We start from the raw sequence: 18,334 nt of genomic DNA, 5'->3' as shown, positions 1-18,334 counted from the left end.
CTTCTTGGTTCAGCATTTGCCTGATATCATTCAAATTGCTGTGAAGATGCATCATATTCAAATTCGTTTATAGTCCCGCCACTCCTCTGGCAGTAGGGAACGATACGGTTCTTGGATAAAACGATCGTCGACCAACACCAACACACCCCTATCTTCCTCCGTCCGAATCAGCCGTCCACCTGCCTGCAGCACCTTATTCATACCCGGGAAAATATAGGCATAATTGAATCCGTTGCGTCCTGTCCGATCATAGTAATCACGTAATACGTTGTTCTCCAGACCAATCTGCGGCAGCCCCGCACCTACCACAACCACGCCATTCAAGCGGTCTCCCGGCAGATCGACACCCTCTGAGAATACGCCACCCATGACGGCAAATACCAAGCGTGTTCGTTCAGGATTGGGTTGGAAACCATCCAGAAACTGCTCCCGTTCCAGCTCGTTCATGCCTTGCTTTTGTATGACCGTATCCGCTTCACTTGGAAGCTGTGCATAGGTTTCATATATCTCGCGCATATAAGGATAGGAAGGGAAGAACACCATTAGATTGCTGCGCGGCCATTCACTTACCAGCTGTTGCAGCATCTCCGCAATGGGGCGCCGGGACTGTTCCCTGTCCTTATAACGCACGGATAAGGGCAGGAGTCTCACATCCAATTGTTCGCGCTGAAACGGCGATGGAATCTGCAATGTATAATCCTCTTCCTCTGCACCCAGCATATCCCGATAATAGCGAAGGGGTGACAATGTGGCCGAGAAATGAATGAGGGAGCGGAATCCTTTGGCCGTCTGACGAAGCAGTACCGAAGGGTCGAGACAAAATAACTTCACTCTCACTTCACTTCGAACACACTCTGCATACGTAATAAAACGTTCATCATACAGCTTGGCAATGCGCAGGAAATTCTGTGCCGTGAAGTAGGCATCCAACAGCAACTGATCCGTCTCGGCATTCCCCGAACCACCTTCAACAAGACATTGCTCCGCGACCATGACAAAAGGCTCCAGCCGTTCAATCAGTTCCTCCGGTGCTTCCTGCTGGATGATCTTTCCTTCTTCTCCACCGTTTTTCCGAAGGGTAATCAGATACTTATCAATGGCCCCCGTGTAGTCAACAATGGCTTTGGCAGCAGGCACACTGCTGTCCAGCGACTGGAACTCTCTTTTCACATCCAGGAACACTGCCTTCTCCAGCTCGGCGGAAAACATCATTCGGCCACGATCGACCAGATTATGAGCCTCGTCCACCAGTAACACCGTCTTGCGTTTCTGCTCTTCCAACATTCTTTTCAGAGAGATCCTCGGATCGAAAATATAGTTATAATCGCAGATCACCGCATCGGCTGCATACGCCGCATCCAGTGAAAACTCAAACGGACACACCCGATGTTTGCGCGCATACTGCTCGATGACTGGACGTGTCATCAACGTCTCATGTTCCAGCATGTCCAGCACGGCCCCGTTAATACGGTCATAATATCCTTCACACATGCCGCACTGCCCCGTATCACAAGCTTCCTCTTCCTTAAAACAAATCTTGTCCTTCGCGGTCAGACTGATCACATGCATCTTCAATCCTTCCGATTGCATCCGGGCAAAAGCTTCTTCTGCCGCCACCCGTGTCGTCGTCCTCGCGGTCAGATAGAACAATCGGCTTGCTTCGCCTTCACCAATCGCTTTGACCGTGGGAAACAGAACGGACATCGTTTTACCGATGCCTGTTGGTGCTTTGGCCATCAATCCCTGACCCTCACGAATCGTCTTGTATACGGCACCCGCCAGCTTCCGCTGTCCCTCCCGATATTTACGAAAAGGAAACGGCAGCTCTCGCACACTGATATCACGCTTTTCTTCATACGCAGCGATCATCTCAGCATATGGCGCATAACCGGCAATCACTTCTGCCGCAAACTGCTCCAGTTCCTGTCGTTCTGCCATTCGGCGAAACCGTCTTTCTTCATGGGTCACCGAATGCACATACGTCAACTGCACTTGCATGCGTGGTTCATCTTGCTGAACGGCGTACATATAGGCATACATCATGGCCTGTGCCCAGTGCACGGGAAGACCCTCTCCCAGATCATCCAGATTGCCCGCAGTTGATTTGATCTCATCCACCGTCAACTGACCGTCCAGACGAATTAAACCGTCACATCGCCCCTCCACCACATAGGTCAGATCCCCATGTTGGATCTCAGCTTCGAGCACAATTTCTTTTAGATCCTCTTCGGTGTACTCCTTCTGTACCCTTTGATGAATTCGAGTCCCTTCCTGCATCGAGGCATTGGTCCGGAATCCTGGACGTATGCTGCCACTGCGGTACACATACTCCACCAAAGGTCTAACCGATATCCGAATTGTTGTTGTCATACGATCACCCGTTCTGTTTGTAGTGATTATACTTTATCATGAAATATGCTTTTGGACACAGCACCACCTCGAAGAAGTGGAAAATATTACAAATAGTTATTGACATGCCATCGTCCCATAAGTAAAGTTAACTTTACGTAAAGCGAACTTTACTTATGGGAGGATATACTTGCAAAATCTAATCAGAGACAAACGAATACATATGCACATCACACAGGAAGAACTGTCTCAACGGCTAAAGGTCTCCAGGCAGACCATCATATCGTTGGAATCCGGAAAGTACAAACCTTCTCTTGTGCTTGCTCACAAGCTTGCCCAATTATTTGGCTGTCAGATCGAGGAATTATTTATTTTTGAAGGAGATGAGAATATTGAGTTCTGAATCACTGAATCGGATGATCGGGATCGGTGGAATTGTAGCTGGTTTGTTATTTGCAATACTCATTATTTTTTTCACAAGGTTGATTGCAAAAAAGCAAAACGGACTGGATGAGCGGTACCTCTATTGTATCACGAGAGCAAAAGCCTTCTCCTGGAATGCGACCACTATCAGTCTTGCTCTGGCTTGGATCCTCGTAGTTATACTAGACGGGATATCACTTTCCTTTTTCATTATTACTGCAGTGTTTGTCATTCATTGTTTATCTTCTATTGCGGCAAACCTATACTACTCTGCTCGGAATTAGCCCACCTGTCCGATACATGTGAACCGATTGGACTCGCTGATTTCCATATGCTATCTTGAAATAGAATGTACTTAATGAGGAGGCAGCTTCTATGTATATCTATTTGGTTCCTTCACCGATTCCGGATGCACTTGCTGCATACCCGCATCTGACTTTGCGAAGCGAAGAGCACGTGCGTCTGGCTATTGAATCCGCAGAACGCCTGATGAATATCGAGTCTGATGATAAAGTAGCCGCATATGAAGCTTTCGATGCCGCAGGCTCCTGGACTGGCGGAGGTTACGCTGTTCTCAACAATATCCCTGTCACAGAGGATGGTCGGAACGATTTTGAAGAACGGTTCAAGAACCGTGCCCGCAAGGTAGAAGACGAGCCTGGCTTTGTCGGTATTCGTGTGCTTCGTCCTCTGAAGTATGACACATATGTCGTACTTACACTCTGGCAGTCGGAGGAACATTTCAAAGGCTGGCAGGAATCCCAAGCTTATAGTCATGCTCACCGTAACCGCAGTACTAGCGAAGGGCTGACTGCACAGAAGCCCACCATGTTCCCCAGACCTTCTTACGTCACAACGTACACTATAGAATAACGGATTGGGTCGCATCTGGCTTTTATCGCAGTAGCCCATGTTTTTTCAAACCTCTTCCTGCATGGAAGAGGTTTTTTGCCGTCAATTGTTGAAGGCTCTCATTTTTGACACAGCCATGCTGAGATAGGATAATACTTGTTAAATGAAACTTCGGAAGGGAAGGCGGTACCTTGTCACGCAGTTCACTCACCCGATTTCTAAGCGGACCGTTTATATTCTTTACCATTATTATGATGATCAAAAGTTCACTAGCCTGGATCGTTATCTTCGATGACATCCCTGTCTGGAAACCACTGCTGACTGAATTGCCGCTCATCTGGATCGGCTTCTGTCTGATTGAGTGGTTTGCTGCCAAGCGGCGGATGTGGATATACCTTGCCATGAATTTGCTGCTCTCAGGGATTTTCTTTGCAGCCATCATGTACTACAAATACTATGGTGTAATCGTTAACTATCACGCGTTGGCACAGGTAAATCAGGTGACTTCGGTCAAGAGCAGCATGTTTTCATTGCTTGATCCCTATTACTTGTTTATTTTTGCAGACGTTCTAATCATTGGGGGGATACTCATTCGTCGTCGGATCAAGCTCGGGAGTACAGAACGTCCGAACCGCATTCCGCTTGAACGACGTGCCAGAAGACGGGTTGCCTCGGTCATTCTGACCCTGTCCATGATCCTGTGCATGCTCAACATCTATCCCAATCGGGCCAGCATGAGTGAGCTTACACAAGCAGAACAGATGGGCATCCTCGGTTACGAGGCATATACCATCCTGGATCGACCTGATAAACCTGTGCCCATCACTCACATCGATCAGGCTGACATCGACCAACTGAAGCAAACGACCGAACTTCCTGCGATTGTGGAGCAGGGTGCAGCGAGCGGACGCAATGTGATTATGCTCCAGTTGGAATCGTTTCAGAACTTCCTGATTGGATTAGAGGTAGATGGACAAGACATCACGCCTAATCTGAATCAATTGGCTAGACAGAGCCTGTATTTTCCGAACTTCTATCAGCAAGTGGGACAGGGAAATACATCGGATGCAGAATTTGTTGTGAACACATCGTTCTACACCCCGCCGAACGGGGCAGCAACAACTGTATATGCGGATAAAGCTCTGCCAAGTCTACCCAAGTTGATGTCAGCAAACGGATATCAGACAGCTACATTCCATACAAATGATGTTCGTTTCTGGAATAGGGATCAGTTATACAAGGCACTTGGATTCGACCAGTATTATGATATCGATTATTTCGGCACACAGGACTCTATCGCCTTTTCGGCCTCGGATGAGGTTCTGTATTCCAAAACACTGGATAAGCTGGAATCCATGCATTCTTCGGGCAAGCCCTTTTATGCCCATATCATCTCCATGTCAGCCCACCACCCGTACACTTTGCCTAAAAACAAGGTGAAGCTGACGCTGCCAGAGCGCTACAAGGATACGTTGCCCGGTGATTATCTGATATCACAGCATTATGCGGATCAGGCAGTTGGACAGTTGATTGCTGGATTGAAAGAACGGGGATTATGGGAAAATAGCTTGTTTGTCTTGTACGGGGATCACCTGGGACTTCCCATCTATTCACTGGATCGGGATGACAAAGTCCTTATGAAAGAGTTGTATGGTCGGGAATACACATCAGCAGATATGATTAATATCCCACTCATTATCTCGGCACCGGGCGTTACCCCGGGTGTACAACTGGAACAGATCGGAGGTCAGGTGGACATTCTGCCAACGATTGCGGGACTCACCGGGGTATCGCTGAAGGACCAATTACACTTCGGACAGGATTTGTTACACGAAGGTGGAAATCTCCTACCCGAACGTTATTACCTTCCTTCCGGGTCGGTGCTAAACGATGCTTCTCTCTTCATTCCGGCGAAAGGATACGGGGATGGAACGCATTATTCCCTAGCTGATGCGGGCAGACAGGATGCCGTGCAACAGCAGATGAATGTTCCTTCAGAAGAGATGCCGAAGAATGCGGGAGATGAGGAATCTCCAACTATAGCCACACCCAATCACAGTGGGCTGTCTTCTTCACGGTTTATCACGAAGGAACAATATGATCGAGCATTGGATCTTGCACACTTGTCCAACAGTTATTTAAGCCAGTTACCGGACCGAAAGGAAGTTAAATAAAAATTAATCTTAGAGTATACGGTTACTATCCTGGCGAATGGGTAGACGATTTTCTAAGGAACTCAAGACGTCTTATTTGACCTTTAGGTCCTCCTTATACATTGTAAAGAACATTAGACACGTTATTTCCCAAAATCCCCCGAAAAAACGCTGTAAACGGCTGTTTTTTCGGATATAGCGTGTCTCAGGTTCCTTAGATTTCTGCGGATGCTTCAAATCCCTGAATAAGGCGCCTCAGATTCGTTAGGACTTGCTTCGTGCCTTGCTCCAACCTCAAGCTTAGCAATCATTTTATATCTACATCCCATACCTTATTGAAACCGAAAAAGCCCATTAAACAGAACCAATCACGGTCTGATTAACGGGCCTTTTTCTGGTTTTATTGTGGCTTAGGACATTACAACGTCATCCTCTGTGACAGCCCTGCTCCCGTTTACAACGGCAGTAGTGCAACCGACTTGCGAGCAGTCAATTGCTCTACCATGGCAAGCCATTCCTGCGGTTTGTTCGGTAACACCGCATAATATCGATTCAGGAAATCAGCCACCAGGCTTGCTGGTAGTTCACCAAGCGACTCATCACCTGGCATGAAGCACAGATCCAATCCGCCAACTGCTTCACCGTCACCTTGCCAAGATGGATGAACATATGGGAAGTCCAGACGTTGGTATCCCAGATGAGACAATACTTCGCGACGTACATACGGGTCCATCGGCTTGATACCGCCAAACTCGTGATCCTGACTCAGATAAGGGTTATAGATTTCGGCAAACATACCGAACAATTCTTTCCCGTTTGCTGCAGCCAGCTTCTGCAGATCACGCTTGCGGTGATTCGCCAGGAAACTGCCGATCCCCAGTCCTTCGCGCCCAATAATCGTGAAGTCCGTCATGGCTACGTTCCAATCCTCGTAATAACGGTACTCTGTCGCTCCAACAACCTGTCCCTCATGCACAGCCACGAACACCCGAATACTCGGATCTTCCAGCGGTTCTTCCCACAGGGGAAAGTCCAGCACTTCTTCCCGCGGGAAAATCTCCTGCATCAGCTTGTGCATTTGGGCAAACAATGGATCTTTAATAGATGTAATACGCGTGAATTCCATGAATAAATACCCCCTCGATTGATGATGTATTTCGTTTAACATTTCTTTATCTGAACGGATTCCGCCACTCCATCAGGGCAGCATAGTTGCAGGATTCCTCATCGTCCAGATAGTCTGCGGTCACACCAACCGGCATGCGGCCACAGCGAAGCAGGAACGATATCACCGGGTCACGTCTCTCTCCCGCTGCTACCTGATCCAGATATTCCTGCGCAGACAGTTGGTCTGCAACCAGATGATAACCGGGCATTCTACCAGCACCTAGTAACCGATCCATCCCCTGAGCGATGACAAGGTGGTACATCGCCTGCATCATAAGCTGAGCCAGTCCCCATTTGCGGTACTTTGGACGAACACAGAGATCGACAATATACAGCGTGTTGCCATCCGGCTGGTGGTTACGAATATAGCCGTCATCCGTTACTTCGGCCCAGGTATGACTTGCTGGATGTGCAGGGTCCCACTGCATCCGCAGCGAGGTCATTGAGCCAGCCAATTCTCCACCCACTTCAATACAGATGGCACCCTCCGGGTAATGCTTCACATGACTGGTGAGCTGCTCGTGACTCCAGAGCAGCTCTTCCGGATAAGGAGGAGGGAAACTCTCCGCCTGAATGCGAATGAGTTCCTCAAAGTCGGCTGCAACATAATTGCGAACGACTGCCTTTACCCTTTTGCCACTTTGCTCCGGGTCGGTGATCAACATTTCTTTTGTATACATCTTGCCGGGTCACCCCTTTCCACTGACAAATGAATTTCCTACTCTGTTCCGTTCGACTATAAAAGTTGCTGTTTACTCCCAATCGGTATACAGATCAGTACGGCGGTCACGCCAGGTCGTTACCGATCCACGTTCGCGCACCTCATACAGCAAATCCAGATCCAGATCGGCGGTCACGATCATATCATTGTTAATCTCACCCTCAGCCAGAATGCCACGTGGCGGAAACGGGATATCATTTGGCGTAATAATTGCAGCCTGTCCATAGTTGGCACGCATGAAGTCAACGGTTGGCAGGTTACCCACTGTTCCGGTTAACACAACATACACCTGATTCTCCACCGCTCGGGCATGACTCGTATAACGCACACGATAGAAACCGTGGCGATCGTCCGTGCAGGAAGGACAGAAAATCACGTCAGCGCCTTTCGCTTTGGCCATCCGTACAATTTCCGGGAATTCAATATCGTAACAGGTCAGCATGGCAATACGGCCTTTATCGGTGTCGAACACCTCAAGTCCATCTCCGGGAGCCATGTTCCATTCCTGTACTTCGGTTGGCGTAATGTGAATCTTGTCCTGGCGCACGATGCGACCATCCGGGTAGAACATGTGGGCTGTATTATATAACTTCCCTTCACGGCGAATGACGTGGGTTCCCCCGATGACGTGCATGCCGTACTTGGCAGCAAGTGACGTGAACAGTTGTTCATATTGTTCCGTAAAGTTTGGCAGATCCTCAATCGTCAGTGCATTGCCTTGTTTGTCCCCAATGGACATTAATTGCGTTGTGAAAAATTCAGGGAACAGCACAAATTCGGTTCCGTATTCATTCGCTGTCCGTATGTAATGCTCAGCCTGAGCGGCGAACTGCTCAAACGAGCTGATTGTGTGCAATTGGTATTGTACAGCGGATACCCGCAGTTTCATGTTCGTACACCTCCACCATAATTATGCTTCCATTGTAACAACGATCCGGGGTCAACAAAAGAGTATTTACACTGGGCCCTACAATGACAGAACAACCTTCCGATCTCTTCCTTACTCACCCAGCATCGACTGTGTGAATCCGATCCACTCTCTCGTGGCAAATGAAAGATAGCGGTCCTTCCGCCAAATCATACCGAGCTGCCATGGAATCACCGGTTCCACCACCGGTATAATGCGCACGCGCATATGGTCCACCTCACGACAGATCGTCTCTGGTAGTAAGGCCACCCCCAGATTGGCGGCAACCATCGCGCTGAGCAGGTCCCACTGGGAGCTCTCATATACCACCCGGGGCTGGAACCCGGCATGCTGACAGGCCACAATGATCCGGTCATGCAACGCAAAATCTTCCCGAAACAGCACAAAGGCGTCGTTTTCCAGTTCATGCAGCGCAACCGACTCTTTCCCCGCAAGTGGATGTGAAGGGTGTACGAGCAGGTTCAGCTTCTCTTTGACAAACACAAAATGATCCAACAGCTCATCCACGGTTGGCAGTACGGCAACGCCAATATCCAGTGCACCACTGATCACATCGGCCTCCACTTTTTTGGCGCCATCCTCAAACAGCTGAATGGTCACCTGCGGGTAGGCTTTGTGAAATTCGCCAATGATCATGGGGAAAAAGCTGGACCCCACCATCGGCGGCAACCCAATCCGCAGATGACCTTTCTTCAAATTCATCAGATCGTCCAATTCGGACGACAGACTGCGGAATGATTTTTCAATCTCAAGTGCCTGCCGAAAAAACACATGACCTGCATCGGTTAATTCCACCTTTTTCCCATAACGGTCTAGTAGCGTAATACCCAATTCCTCTTCAAGACTCTTGACCGTCTTGCTGATCGTGGGCTGGGTGATATACAGTACCTCGGCGGCTTTTGTGAAGCTCTGCTGCCGGGCAACTTCCAGAAAATATTGCAAATGGCGGATATCCATTGGTTGATTCCCACCTCTCATAGATAAATGGAATAGTAAACATTCTTAATATGCATTTTACTCATGAAAGAATGCCATGTAAAATTTGTGATATCAAACAACGTTTCCATTCATTTTCATAATAACTCAAACGATTACGTTGATTATACAAGGAGGGATTGAAGTGAAAAAATGGGGCCTTGGTATTGCACAGGTTGCGCTCTTAATGGTTTTTTCACTGCTCATGGACCTGCTGGCCCGTACTCTCCATCTTCCTGTACCGGGTTCAATACTCGGTATGGTTGTGTTATTCATTCTGCTTCAGACTCGTGTCGTGAAGCTGCGCTGGATTGAAGTTGGAGCTGCCTGGCTGCTCGGTGAACTATTGTTATTTTTTATCCCGTCAGCCGTTGGCATTATGAACTATATGCCCATGCTGGAGCATGACGGACTGCAGATTTTATTCATCGTATTACTTAGCACATTCCTGGTCATGTCCTGCACAGGCCTGGTTGCTACACGAATTGCCAAACGAAAGGAGCGTCACACCGGATGATTGGATTTCTCTGCCTCTTGTTAACCGTCGGTATCTATGGGGTCGCCAAACGAATGTATCGTAATCTGCCAAAAGTATATCTGTCACCATTGCTCATTACGCCGCTGCTTGTAGTTGGCATATTGCTCGCAACGGGAACGGATTATACCACGTATAGCAGTGGCGGCAAATGGCTGAGTTTGCTTCTTCAACCGGCCACCGTGGCTTTTGCCGTACCGCTATATACCTTTTTCCATGTACTCAAAAAACATATTTCCGAGATTGTCTTCAGTGTCATGACCGGCTCGGTCGTTGCCGTACTTTCTTCTGCCCTGCTCGCCAAATGGTTGCGTCTGGATTCCGGTCTCATTCATAGTCTGATCCCAAGATCGATTACCACCCCAATTGCCATGAACGTTTCGGCTACCATCGGTGGCATACCCGCAGTGACAGCTGTTTTTGTTATTATGACTGGTCTGCTCGGAGTGATTATGGGACCTTCGATCGTCAAAATGCTGCGCATCGATGGGGAGATTGCACGAGGCACACTGTTTGGAACCGGTGCCCATGGCACAGGGACATCCAAGGCATTTGAACTAAGTTCCCTGACTGGTACCATTTCCAGCATCTCCATGGTGCTCGCTGCATTATTCACTTTAGCCGTCGCCCCCATCCTTTCCAAACTTATTTTCCCATAATAGATGGAATTATCCCACTTTTTTGAAATATTATTGTTGTATTAAAGCCCTTTCTTCCTTACAATAAGGACAGGTTTTAATTGTGAATATTGCGGAGGAGATGCGATGAAAAGAACCGGAATGAAGAGATCTCTGGACCGTCTTGGACGAATTGTCCTTCCCAAAGAAATGCGGGATACGATGGAAATCCATATCGGCGATCCGCTTGAGTTTTTCATTGAAGGGAAAGAGTTGATTTTACGAAAGTACAAATCAACATTATGTATTTTTTGCGGTGATGTAGATACGGAAATGTATTTCAAAGAACAATTCATCTGCCGGACTTGTGCAATTCAATTAAAACACCCGGATGACTCTCCCGACTGGTTCGTACCTCAGAACAAACAGGCTCCTGCACCCGTGGAGCGTCCTGCTTCCAAATCCGCCTCAGTCTCATCTCCCGCTAGGGAAGAAGGGACCACAGCTGACAACCAAGAATACCCGGATCTGCGGCCGAAGACGGCACGCATGCTGCAACAGATGAAAGAAATTGTTGAACAGAATCCCGGTTTGGCTCAACAGCAAATTGCGGAAAAGCTTGGCATCAGCCAAGGACGCGTCTCTCAATTAAAAAAGTTACTATAATCAAAATGGCATTTGATCATTTATAGTCAGAAGACCTTCCAATCCAGGAAGTCCCGCTGCAAGAGAACCCGTTGTTTTTCGTGGGTTCTTCTTTTTTTTATATTAAATCCCATTCAATCATAAAAAAGATGACCTATGCTCATCTGCAGCGGCCATCTCATGATATCGTTTCAAATCTTCTATTTATCTTTCCTTTACGCCTGAATCGCGTCCATCTGGCCTTCTTCTTCCGCTTCCAATCTGCGCATGCCTACCACCAGGACAATAATGTTAGCTACCAACAACACAGCCGGGAACGGAACAGCAGCGTATTGTGCATAGATCAGATGACTTCCCACGGCCCCAATCAGAATGAATGTCAGTATGCCAGAAGCCAGGATGCGAGTCCGTGGAATCAGCAATCCTACTGCACTAAGTAACTCCGCAGCGCCCAGCAGATACATGGTCCATGTCGGATAAGAGAAACTTTCGAATGTCTGAATCATCATGTCTGCCCCACTAATCTTGTTAAACCCTGTCATGACAAACACACCTGCAAGAATAACTAGAAAAATATAACCCAAAATTTTGTTCATATGTAGATCCTCCTGTACAAATTATATGTTCCTACTATGTAATGATTATTTGTGCTGCACATTGTAAAAAAAGAATCTATGTAAAAGTTCCCAAAGGTCACTCTGTTTTCAACCGTTTAGCCGAGTTCAATTTTCAGAATAGTACGCGTTCATATTATACGTATTATTTATCACCAACTTACTTTTATGAAGTTAGTATATAATAATAATATGATTTCTTCAAGTAATTTTTCGCTGTATGATGTATAATACATACAAAAGGTATGTTACAGTATATTTTGTAGTAACCCTCATTTATATGGATGTCCTATATTCTTAAAGCGGCAGAAACCATGTCCTTTCATATACAACCTGCGAAAAAATAACCATGAATCGAGGTGAATACGTTGAAGCTGAAAAAAGTAAAAGCACCAAGTCCCTGTATGATCACTCAAGCCATAGATATCATAGGCAAGAAGTGGGTACTGTTAATCATGTACCAACTGTTGTCCGGACCCAAGCGGTTTACGGAGCTTGAAGCAGAGATGGCGATCAGTGGACGACTTTTATCGGAGCGATTGAAGGAAATGGAGACGGAAGGTATCGTAACCCGACACATGTTTCCCGAGATACCTCCCCGTGTAGAGTATGAATTGACACCGAAAGGCAGAGCCATTGAACCTGTCATTGATCAGATCTACAGTTGGTCATCCGACTGGTTGAAACAGCAGAAATCCGAGTAGTTGAATTGCTACTTAATAATCTCTACTCAACACAAATACGCCTGAATCAGGCTGATCTGCGGATCATTCCCTGATTCAGGCATATTTATATTACCTTCAACCTTTTAATGAGAGAGATGCTTTGAAGGCTGAAGCTGTACAGGCAGACCGGAATCTGCCGATGCCAGCGCCGCCGTAGTAATCTCCTGTGTACGGCAGGCATCCGCATAATCGGACAGAATTCGTGAACGGTCTCCCGTACGCAGTGCATGAATGAACGCTTCATTCTCACGCTCGTATGGATTATGTCCTGCCGGAATCTCCAGACCTGCCATCGCATGTTTTGCGGCACTTGGCAGAAGCAAACGTTCTGGCGTCCAATCCCACACACCTGCATCCGTGTAGAACTGGAGCCCAGCGCCCCCCTCTCCGTCTGGCAACAGACATGTATTGGCGATACTGGCAATCGCTCCACTTTCCAGCTTGAGCGTCACATTCGCCACATCAGCAACGGTCACATGCTCATGCTTCTCATGCATGCTTCGCTGAGCTGCTACAGCATATACCTCCGTAACTTCTCCTGCACAATACCGAAGCAAGTCTACAATATGTGTAGTTTGCTCTACGAATTGTCCTCCTGAACCGTCCTGACGCCGCCACCAGGCGACCCCTGGCATTCCGCCCATCCAGCGGCCAAGTGCCATGCCGACCGTCTGTTCTTTCATCGACTGCTGCAGGACCTGCGCGGCCTCCTGATAACGGAAATGGTATCCTACAGAGGTTAACAATCCGCTCTTTTGCACCTGATCCAACACCTGACGCGGAACATCCATTCCGGTGCTCAAAGGTTTCTCCACCAGGAATGGAATACCACGGCGGATTAATTCGGACTCAATCGATCCGTGAGACATCGGAGGCACACAGATATACACCGCATCCAGCTTCTCACCATCCAGCATATGTTCAAGTTCCCCGTAACCAACAGCATCATAAACGGAGGCCATAGCCTCTGCCTTTTCGAGCGATGTTCCACAGACACTCGCAACACGAACACCTTCCATCCGTGCGAGAATATCCGCGTGTACCTTACTGAACCAGCCTGTTCCAATGATTCCGATCTGTAATGTCATGGATGTAATCCCCTCTCTATGTTACACGCTTACATGTTCCATTCGACTCTCGATCTTGAAATCCTGCCTCAGATTTTGCCGGATGCTTCCAGCAACAGCTGATCCAGTTCCTGTGTATGTTTAACCTCTTCCTCTTCAGACCAGTTCAAACGACCTGCCATATACGAGATAACCGCTGCTTTATAGCGACGAACTTCATCAATACGGAAGAATAAATCACCTGTTCTTCGTACCAAAAAATCAGACGGGGTTACAGCCATCTCTTCATCAATCGCGTAACTTAACATCAACAGTAGCTCCTGTGGCATGCCATGAAGCTCGGACTTGGTGCGTGGATCGGGCATTCGCTCATATAGTGCCTCCACATTGGAACCATACGTGCGGACCAGTCGCTCCGCAGCAGGTCGAGCAAGTCCCAAGGCAACACCATCCTTGATCTTGCGTTCCGCATACGATACAAATCCAGCCGATCCCCCTACATCACCGCCGGAGATGGGCATCTTCTTCGTTACACAAGGGCCTATGGAATGCCCGCTCTCCTGCTCCATCTGGCGTGCGACCAGATCAACGACCATCTCGGCCATTTTACGGTATCCGGTTAATTTGCCCCCGGCAATCGTAATCAGATTGGATTCGGATACCCAGACTTCATCTTTACGTGAAATTTCGGAAGGATTCTTGCCTTCCTCATGGATTAGTGGACGTACACCCGCCCATCCGGATTCCACATCCTCGGTACCAATCCGTACATCTGGAAACATGCCATTGACTGCATTAATGACATAATCACGGTCGGAGTCGGAAATTTGGGGGTGTGCAGGATCGTCCTGATATACGGTGTCGGTTGTCCCCACATAGGTTTTGCCATCACGCGGGACAGCAAACACCATTCGACCATCTGGTGTATCAAAATAAACCGCCTGTCTTAGCGGGAATCGTTTACCATCAAAGACCAAATGGATGCCTTTGGTCATCTGTAGCGTTTTCCCCTGGCGCGAACCATCCAATTCCCGCAGACCGTCCACCCATGGACCGGAAGCGTTGATCACCTTGCTTGCTTTTAGCGTATAGGTCTGCCCATCGATCTGATCAATAGCTTCAATACCTGTAATCTTGCCATTCTCCTTCAGGAAACCTTTCGCCTTAACGTAGTTCACTGCCTGTACCCCACGTTTGACAGCTTCTTTCATGACTTCAATGGTGAGCCTGGCATCGTCTGTCCGGTACTCCACATAGAGCCCACCACCTAACAGTCCCTGCTTGCGTAGTAAAGGTTCACTATCTGACACCGCTCCAGCATTCAACATTTGGCGCCGTTCACTGCGCTTCACCCCGGCGAGCCGATCATACACCATCAGTCCAATGGACGTGCTGAAGCGGCCGAACGTACCTGCCGTATAGATCGGTAGCAACATCGGTTCTGGCGTGGTCACATGTGGCCCATTCTCGTAGACTACAGCCCGCTCCCGTCCTACCTCAGCAACCATCTTCACTTCATATTGCTTCAAATAACGCAATCCGCCATGGACAAGTTTGGTCGATCGACTGGATGTACCTGCTGCGAAATCCTGCATTTCTACAAGCGCTGTCTTCAATCCACGGGAAGCCGCGTCCAATGCAATCCCTGCGCCTGTAATCCCACCACCAATAATTAATACGTCAAAATGTACATTCGCCATGTTTTGCAAATATTCGGTCCGGTGTGCTGACGAGAACGTTTCTGTCATTCTTGAACCTCCTATTGATTTTCTCAATTTTTCCGTAAAAAAAACAAAAAAAGGACCACGTCATTCGCTCAGCAATTGCTGAGCGGCACGTGGTCCCTCCCGATCTCCAGACATCATTTTTTAACTTGTGCCTTTATCCTATCACAGATTTTTGACGGCGTGAAGTCCTGAAATGACACATTATTCAAAAAAAATTCAAAAAGTTGTTCTGCCAAAGGATGGAATTTCAAATGAATCCACTAACCTTGTTTTTTTCCTTATAGTGGATATATATTTTACCTTCTCCAGGAAGAATAACCCTGTAAATCATGCATCATTTTCCACCAGTAAATATCATTTATAACATATGTTTAGTTAAAAAGTACAAATACCCACCCAAGAAATATTCATTTCATTCCTCTTATTTAGCATTTTTCATAATTCGAACCATTCCGCTCACGGGTACAAAAGTTGGACAGGAAGAAGCATCCTGATCCAACCAGTGTATAGACGAACAAAATCATTTCGATCTATTTCTTGCTGATTTGAAGACGCTCAGGTGATTTATGCAAAATGCTTATTTAAAAGCCATTGCTGCGTTCACTGCACGCTTCCAGCCTGCATACAGTTCTATTCGTTGTTGCTCAGCCATAACAGGCTGGAAGACACGCTCCGTATTTTCATGATCGGTCAATTCATCCGCACTCGTCCAATATCCAACCGCTAATCCTGCCAGATAAGCCGCACCCAATGCAGTTGTTTCATTCACCGTTGGGCGTTCGACAGGAATGCCCAGAATATCACTCTGGAACTGCATGAGAAAATCATTGGCCGCCGCTCCTCCATCTACACGCAGAGCATGCACAGGAATACCCGAGTCGGATTCCATTGCCTCCAGTACATCTTTGGTCTGATACGCCAACGCCTCAAGCGTAGCACGGATAAAGTGTTCCTTCGTCGTGCCTCGGGTCAAGCCAAACACCGCACCCTTAACCTCACTATCCCAATACGGACTGCCCAGTCCCACAAATGCAGGTACCATATAAACGCCGTCTGTCGAAGGCACACGTGAGGCGTAATCCTCGCTATCTTTTGAAGAGCGAAGCATCCTTAATCCGTCACGCAGCCACTGAACCGCTGAACCTGCAACAAAAATGCTGCCTTCGAGCGCATATTCAACCTTGCCATTCATCCCCCAGGCAATCGTTGTAATCAGTCCATGATTGGATTGTACCGGGTTCTCGCCCGTATTCATAAGCATAAAACAACCGGTACCATATGTATTTTTCATACTGCCCTTGGTGTAACAGCCCTGACCAAACATCGCTGCCTGTTGATCTCCTGCCGCTCCCGCAATCGGAATCCGATGCCCGAAGAAATGATAGTCTGTTGTGTGTGCATACACCTCGGATGAACCTCGCACCTCTGGCAGCATCGCCTTAGGAATGTCGAGGATATCCAACAATTCGTCATCCCATTGCAGATCATAGATGTTATAGATTAGGGTACGTGAGGCATTGGATATATCCGTGACATGTGTCCCCCCGCTCAGTTTCCAGATCAGCCAGCTATCAATCGTGCCAAACAGCACTTCACCCTTCTCTGCCCGCTCCCGGGCACCAGGGACATGATCCAGAATCCACTTAATCTTTGTTCCCGAGAAGTAGGGATCGATTAATAATCCTGTTTTACGGCGGAAAAGGTCCCCGAGACCCTGCGTCTTCAATTCTTCACAGATATCTGCGGTCTGTCTGGATTGCCATACCACTGCATTATAGATGGGTCTGCCTGTTTCTTTGTCCCATACCACAACCGTCTCCCGCTGATTGGTAATTCCAATTCCGGCAATCTGGACCGGTTTGATTCCGCTCTCTGCCAGACATGAAGCCATCACGGCAAGAATGGAACTCCAGATTTCGTTGGCATTCTGCTCTACCCAGCCCGGTTTGGGGAAATATTGAGGGAATTCCTGCTGTGCAATGTGCACGATCTCTCCGCCACGGTTAAACAGAATAGCTCGGGAGCTTGTTGTTCCCTGATCCAGAGCCAATATATATTTTTCCATACAGCCAACCTCCTGTTGTGGGTTCTTTTTACGGTGTAAGCGATTTCTCAAAGTGTCGAATCAGATCTGCATTGGATGTGGTCACTGCCGTAGCCCCGACGCCAAGCGCAAGTTCGACCTCTTCCGGTGAACGGATCAATCCCCCCGCAATAATGGGTATCCCTGTACGCACAGATACTTCCGCAATAATATGCGGAATGACGCCAGGTAATACTTCAATATAATCCGGTTGGGTTTTGGCCAGCAACAGATAACTTTTCTCCAGCGCATGGGTATCCAGTAGAAAAATACGTTGAATCGCTGTAATGCCTTTCTGCTTTGCCTTCTGAATGACACTCGCTCGCGTAGAGATCAGTCCTGCCGGGCGAATGTGCTGACACAGATACTCTGCCGCATACTCATCGTTTTTTAAACCCTGAACCAAATCTGCATGCAAAAGTATCTTCTTGTCATACCGCCGCGCCTCGTCCATTACACTCTGAAGCTGTGCAATATGGGTTTCCAGCATCACCCCATAGGTATAAGGGCCTTCAATCATCGCTTCAAACTGCTTCATGCTCTTTGCAGCCGGCAATATACGTTGTCCCTCAAATGGCACCTTGGTTCCTCCCGCATTCATCAGATGACTATATTGTATAATCCACACTGTGGGAACGGCAAGCCATTCCATGAATCAGGAAAACCTGATCGCTACCCTGTTCTCCATACCAAAAAGCCGCTGCTGTACTTCTCCATAACGGAGAGTACTACAACGACTAATCAACTAATCAA

At 47.8% G+C, this 18,334-nt stretch carries 18 protein-coding genes; 8 read left to right on the top strand and 10 right to left on the bottom strand.

What is annotated here, in order from left to right:
- Positions 1-57: 57 nt before the first annotated feature.
- Positions 58-2,370 carry an ATP-dependent DNA helicase gene (locus MHI14_RS01905; RefSeq protein WP_133386192.1) on the bottom strand — a complete coding sequence of 771 codons (2,313 nt, stop codon included), beginning with the start codon at positions 2,368-2,370 and terminating at the stop codon, positions 58-60.
- 169 nt (positions 2,371-2,539) lie between these two features.
- Between MHI14_RS01905 and MHI14_RS01900 the strand changes: the two genes are divergently transcribed.
- The 4 genes from MHI14_RS01900 (at position 2,540) to MHI14_RS01885 (ending at position 5,798) form a co-directional block, all read left to right on the top strand.
- Positions 2,540-2,752, top strand: a complete 213-nt coding sequence (locus MHI14_RS01900) for a helix-turn-helix transcriptional regulator (protein WP_036612923.1) — start codon at positions 2,540-2,542, stop codon at positions 2,750-2,752.
- Entirely contained in the window at positions 2,742-3,056 is a 315-nt protein-coding gene (locus tag MHI14_RS01895) for a DUF3796 domain-containing protein (RefSeq protein ID WP_341129774.1), read from the top strand. Before MHI14_RS01900 ends, MHI14_RS01895 begins: the two co-directional genes overlap by 11 nt.
- Positions 3,057-3,147: 91 nt before the next feature.
- Positions 3,148-3,645, top strand: coding sequence for an antibiotic biosynthesis monooxygenase family protein (locus MHI14_RS01890; protein ID WP_341129773.1), 498 nt, complete (start codon positions 3,148-3,150; stop codon positions 3,643-3,645).
- A gap of 230 nt (positions 3,646-3,875) precedes the next feature.
- Positions 3,876-5,798, top strand: a complete 1,923-nt coding sequence (locus MHI14_RS01885) for an LTA synthase family protein (protein ID WP_445670360.1) — start codon at positions 3,876-3,878, stop codon at positions 5,796-5,798.
- Positions 5,799-6,231: 433 nt separating this feature from the next.
- On the opposite strand, the gene MHI14_RS01880 is transcribed toward MHI14_RS01885, so the two are convergent.
- From MHI14_RS01880 to cidR, 4 genes are all read right to left on the bottom strand, one after another.
- Complete coding sequence (locus MHI14_RS01880; protein ID WP_091035935.1) at positions 6,232-6,903, bottom strand: GNAT family acetyltransferase; 672 nt, start codon at positions 6,901-6,903, stop codon at positions 6,232-6,234.
- Between the two features lie 46 nt (positions 6,904-6,949).
- Positions 6,950-7,624 (bottom strand): GNAT family N-acetyltransferase, encoded by a 675-nt coding sequence (locus MHI14_RS01875; RefSeq protein ID WP_091035932.1) that lies wholly within the window; start codon positions 7,622-7,624, stop codon positions 6,950-6,952.
- Between the two features lie 72 nt (positions 7,625-7,696).
- Complete coding sequence (locus MHI14_RS01870; protein WP_341129771.1) at positions 7,697-8,554, bottom strand: carbon-nitrogen hydrolase family protein; 858 nt, start codon at positions 8,552-8,554, stop codon at positions 7,697-7,699.
- Between the two features lie 111 nt (positions 8,555-8,665).
- Positions 8,666-9,550 carry a cidABC operon transcriptional activator CidR gene (gene cidR / locus MHI14_RS01865; RefSeq protein ID WP_047840818.1) on the bottom strand — a complete coding sequence of 295 codons (885 nt, stop codon included), beginning with the start codon at positions 9,548-9,550 and terminating at the stop codon, positions 8,666-8,668.
- A 163-nt stretch (positions 9,551-9,713) separates the two neighbouring features.
- Between cidR and MHI14_RS01860 the strand changes: the two genes are divergently transcribed.
- The 3 genes from MHI14_RS01860 to MHI14_RS01850 all read left to right on the top strand — a co-directional run bounded on the left by MHI14_RS01860 (position 9,714) and on the right by MHI14_RS01850 (position 11,386).
- Positions 9,714-10,085: a CidA/LrgA family protein gene (locus tag MHI14_RS01860; RefSeq protein WP_017691758.1), complete on the top strand. Its 372-nt coding sequence runs from the start codon at positions 9,714-9,716 to the stop codon at positions 10,083-10,085.
- The gene (locus MHI14_RS01855) at positions 10,082-10,762 is read left to right on the top strand and encodes an LrgB family protein (RefSeq protein WP_091035927.1); all 681 of its coding nucleotides are present in this window, start codon (positions 10,082-10,084) and stop codon (positions 10,760-10,762) included. Before MHI14_RS01860 ends, MHI14_RS01855 begins: the two co-directional genes overlap by 4 nt.
- Before the next feature lie 105 nt (positions 10,763-10,867).
- The gene (locus MHI14_RS01850; protein WP_076209663.1) at positions 10,868-11,386 is read left to right on the top strand and encodes an AbrB/MazE/SpoVT family DNA-binding domain-containing protein; all 519 of its coding nucleotides are present in this window, start codon (positions 10,868-10,870) and stop codon (positions 11,384-11,386) included.
- A 194-nt stretch (positions 11,387-11,580) separates the two neighbouring features.
- Here MHI14_RS01850 and MHI14_RS01845 read toward each other — a convergent pair whose 3' ends face one another.
- Positions 11,581-11,961, bottom strand: a complete 381-nt coding sequence (locus tag MHI14_RS01845) for a DoxX family protein (RefSeq protein WP_091035924.1) — start codon at positions 11,959-11,961, stop codon at positions 11,581-11,583.
- Positions 11,962-12,383: 422 nt separating this feature from the next.
- On the opposite strand from MHI14_RS01845, the gene MHI14_RS01840 reads away from it, so the two are divergent.
- On the top strand, positions 12,384-12,683 hold the full coding sequence (locus tag MHI14_RS01840; protein ID WP_026081419.1) for a winged helix-turn-helix transcriptional regulator: 300 nt from the start codon (positions 12,384-12,386) through the stop codon (positions 12,681-12,683).
- Positions 12,684-12,787: 104 nt separating this feature from the next.
- On the opposite strand, the gene MHI14_RS01835 is transcribed toward MHI14_RS01840, so the two are convergent.
- From MHI14_RS01835 to MHI14_RS01820, 4 genes are all read right to left on the bottom strand, one after another.
- A complete protein-coding gene (locus tag MHI14_RS01835) occupies positions 12,788-13,792 on the bottom strand; it encodes a Gfo/Idh/MocA family protein (RefSeq protein ID WP_047840822.1) in 1,005 nt (334 codons plus the stop codon).
- A gap of 68 nt (positions 13,793-13,860) precedes the next feature.
- Positions 13,861-15,519, bottom strand: a complete 1,659-nt coding sequence (locus MHI14_RS01830; protein ID WP_341129770.1) for a glycerol-3-phosphate dehydrogenase/oxidase — start codon at positions 15,517-15,519, stop codon at positions 13,861-13,863.
- Positions 15,520-16,075: 556 nt separating this feature from the next.
- Positions 16,076-17,563, bottom strand: a complete 1,488-nt coding sequence (gene glpK / locus MHI14_RS01825; protein ID WP_249912770.1) for a glycerol kinase GlpK — start codon at positions 17,561-17,563, stop codon at positions 16,076-16,078.
- 28 nt (positions 17,564-17,591) lie between these two features.
- Positions 17,592-18,161, bottom strand: coding sequence for a glycerol-3-phosphate responsive antiterminator (locus MHI14_RS01820; RefSeq protein ID WP_026081418.1), 570 nt, complete (start codon positions 18,159-18,161; stop codon positions 17,592-17,594).
- Positions 18,162-18,334: the final 173 nt, after the last annotated feature.

The sequence above is a fragment of the Paenibacillus sp. FSL K6-2393 genome (genome assembly GCF_038002545.1).
Taxonomy (GTDB): Bacteria; Bacillota; Bacilli; order Paenibacillales; family Paenibacillaceae; genus Paenibacillus.
Note: the sequence above shows the minus strand (reverse complement) of the source record. Positions and strands in the feature narration are given on the sequence as shown.

What these genes read in the sequence shown, in the direction of transcription:
- MHI14_RS01905 (WP_133386192.1), bottom strand. Translation starts at nt 2,370, where the DNA reads ATGACAACAACAATTCGGATATCGGTTAGACCTTTGGTGGAGTATGTG.
- MHI14_RS01890 (WP_341129773.1), top strand. Translation starts at nt 3,148, where the DNA reads ATGTATATCTATTTGGTTCCTTCACCGATTCCGGATGCACTTGCTGCA.
- MHI14_RS01885 (WP_445670360.1), top strand. Translation starts at nt 3,876, where the DNA reads ATGATGATCAAAAGTTCACTAGCCTGGATCGTTATCTTCGATGACATC.
- MHI14_RS01880 (WP_091035935.1), bottom strand. Translation starts at nt 6,903, where the DNA reads ATGGAATTCACGCGTATTACATCTATTAAAGATCCATTGTTTGCCCAA.
- MHI14_RS01875 (WP_091035932.1), bottom strand. Translation starts at nt 7,624, where the DNA reads ATGTATACAAAAGAAATGTTGATCACCGACCCGGAGCAAAGTGGCAAA.
- MHI14_RS01870 (WP_341129771.1), bottom strand. Translation starts at nt 8,554, where the DNA reads ATGAAACTGCGGGTATCCGCTGTACAATACCAATTGCACACAATCAGC.
- cidR (WP_047840818.1), bottom strand. Translation starts at nt 9,550, where the DNA reads ATGGATATCCGCCATTTGCAATATTTTCTGGAAGTTGCCCGGCAGCAG.
- MHI14_RS01855 (WP_091035927.1), top strand. Translation starts at nt 10,082, where the DNA reads ATGATTGGATTTCTCTGCCTCTTGTTAACCGTCGGTATCTATGGGGTC.
- MHI14_RS01850 (WP_076209663.1), top strand. Translation starts at nt 10,868, where the DNA reads ATGAAAAGAACCGGAATGAAGAGATCTCTGGACCGTCTTGGACGAATT.
- MHI14_RS01845 (WP_091035924.1), bottom strand. Translation starts at nt 11,961, where the DNA reads ATGAACAAAATTTTGGGTTATATTTTTCTAGTTATTCTTGCAGGTGTG.
- MHI14_RS01840 (WP_026081419.1), top strand. Translation starts at nt 12,384, where the DNA reads ATGATCACTCAAGCCATAGATATCATAGGCAAGAAGTGGGTACTGTTA.
- MHI14_RS01835 (WP_047840822.1), bottom strand. Translation starts at nt 13,792, where the DNA reads ATGACATTACAGATCGGAATCATTGGAACAGGCTGGTTCAGTAAGGTA.
- MHI14_RS01830 (WP_341129770.1), bottom strand. Translation starts at nt 15,519, where the DNA reads ATGACAGAAACGTTCTCGTCAGCACACCGGACCGAATATTTGCAAAAC.
- glpK (WP_249912770.1), bottom strand. Translation starts at nt 17,563, where the DNA reads ATGGAAAAATATATATTGGCTCTGGATCAGGGAACAACAAGCTCCCGA.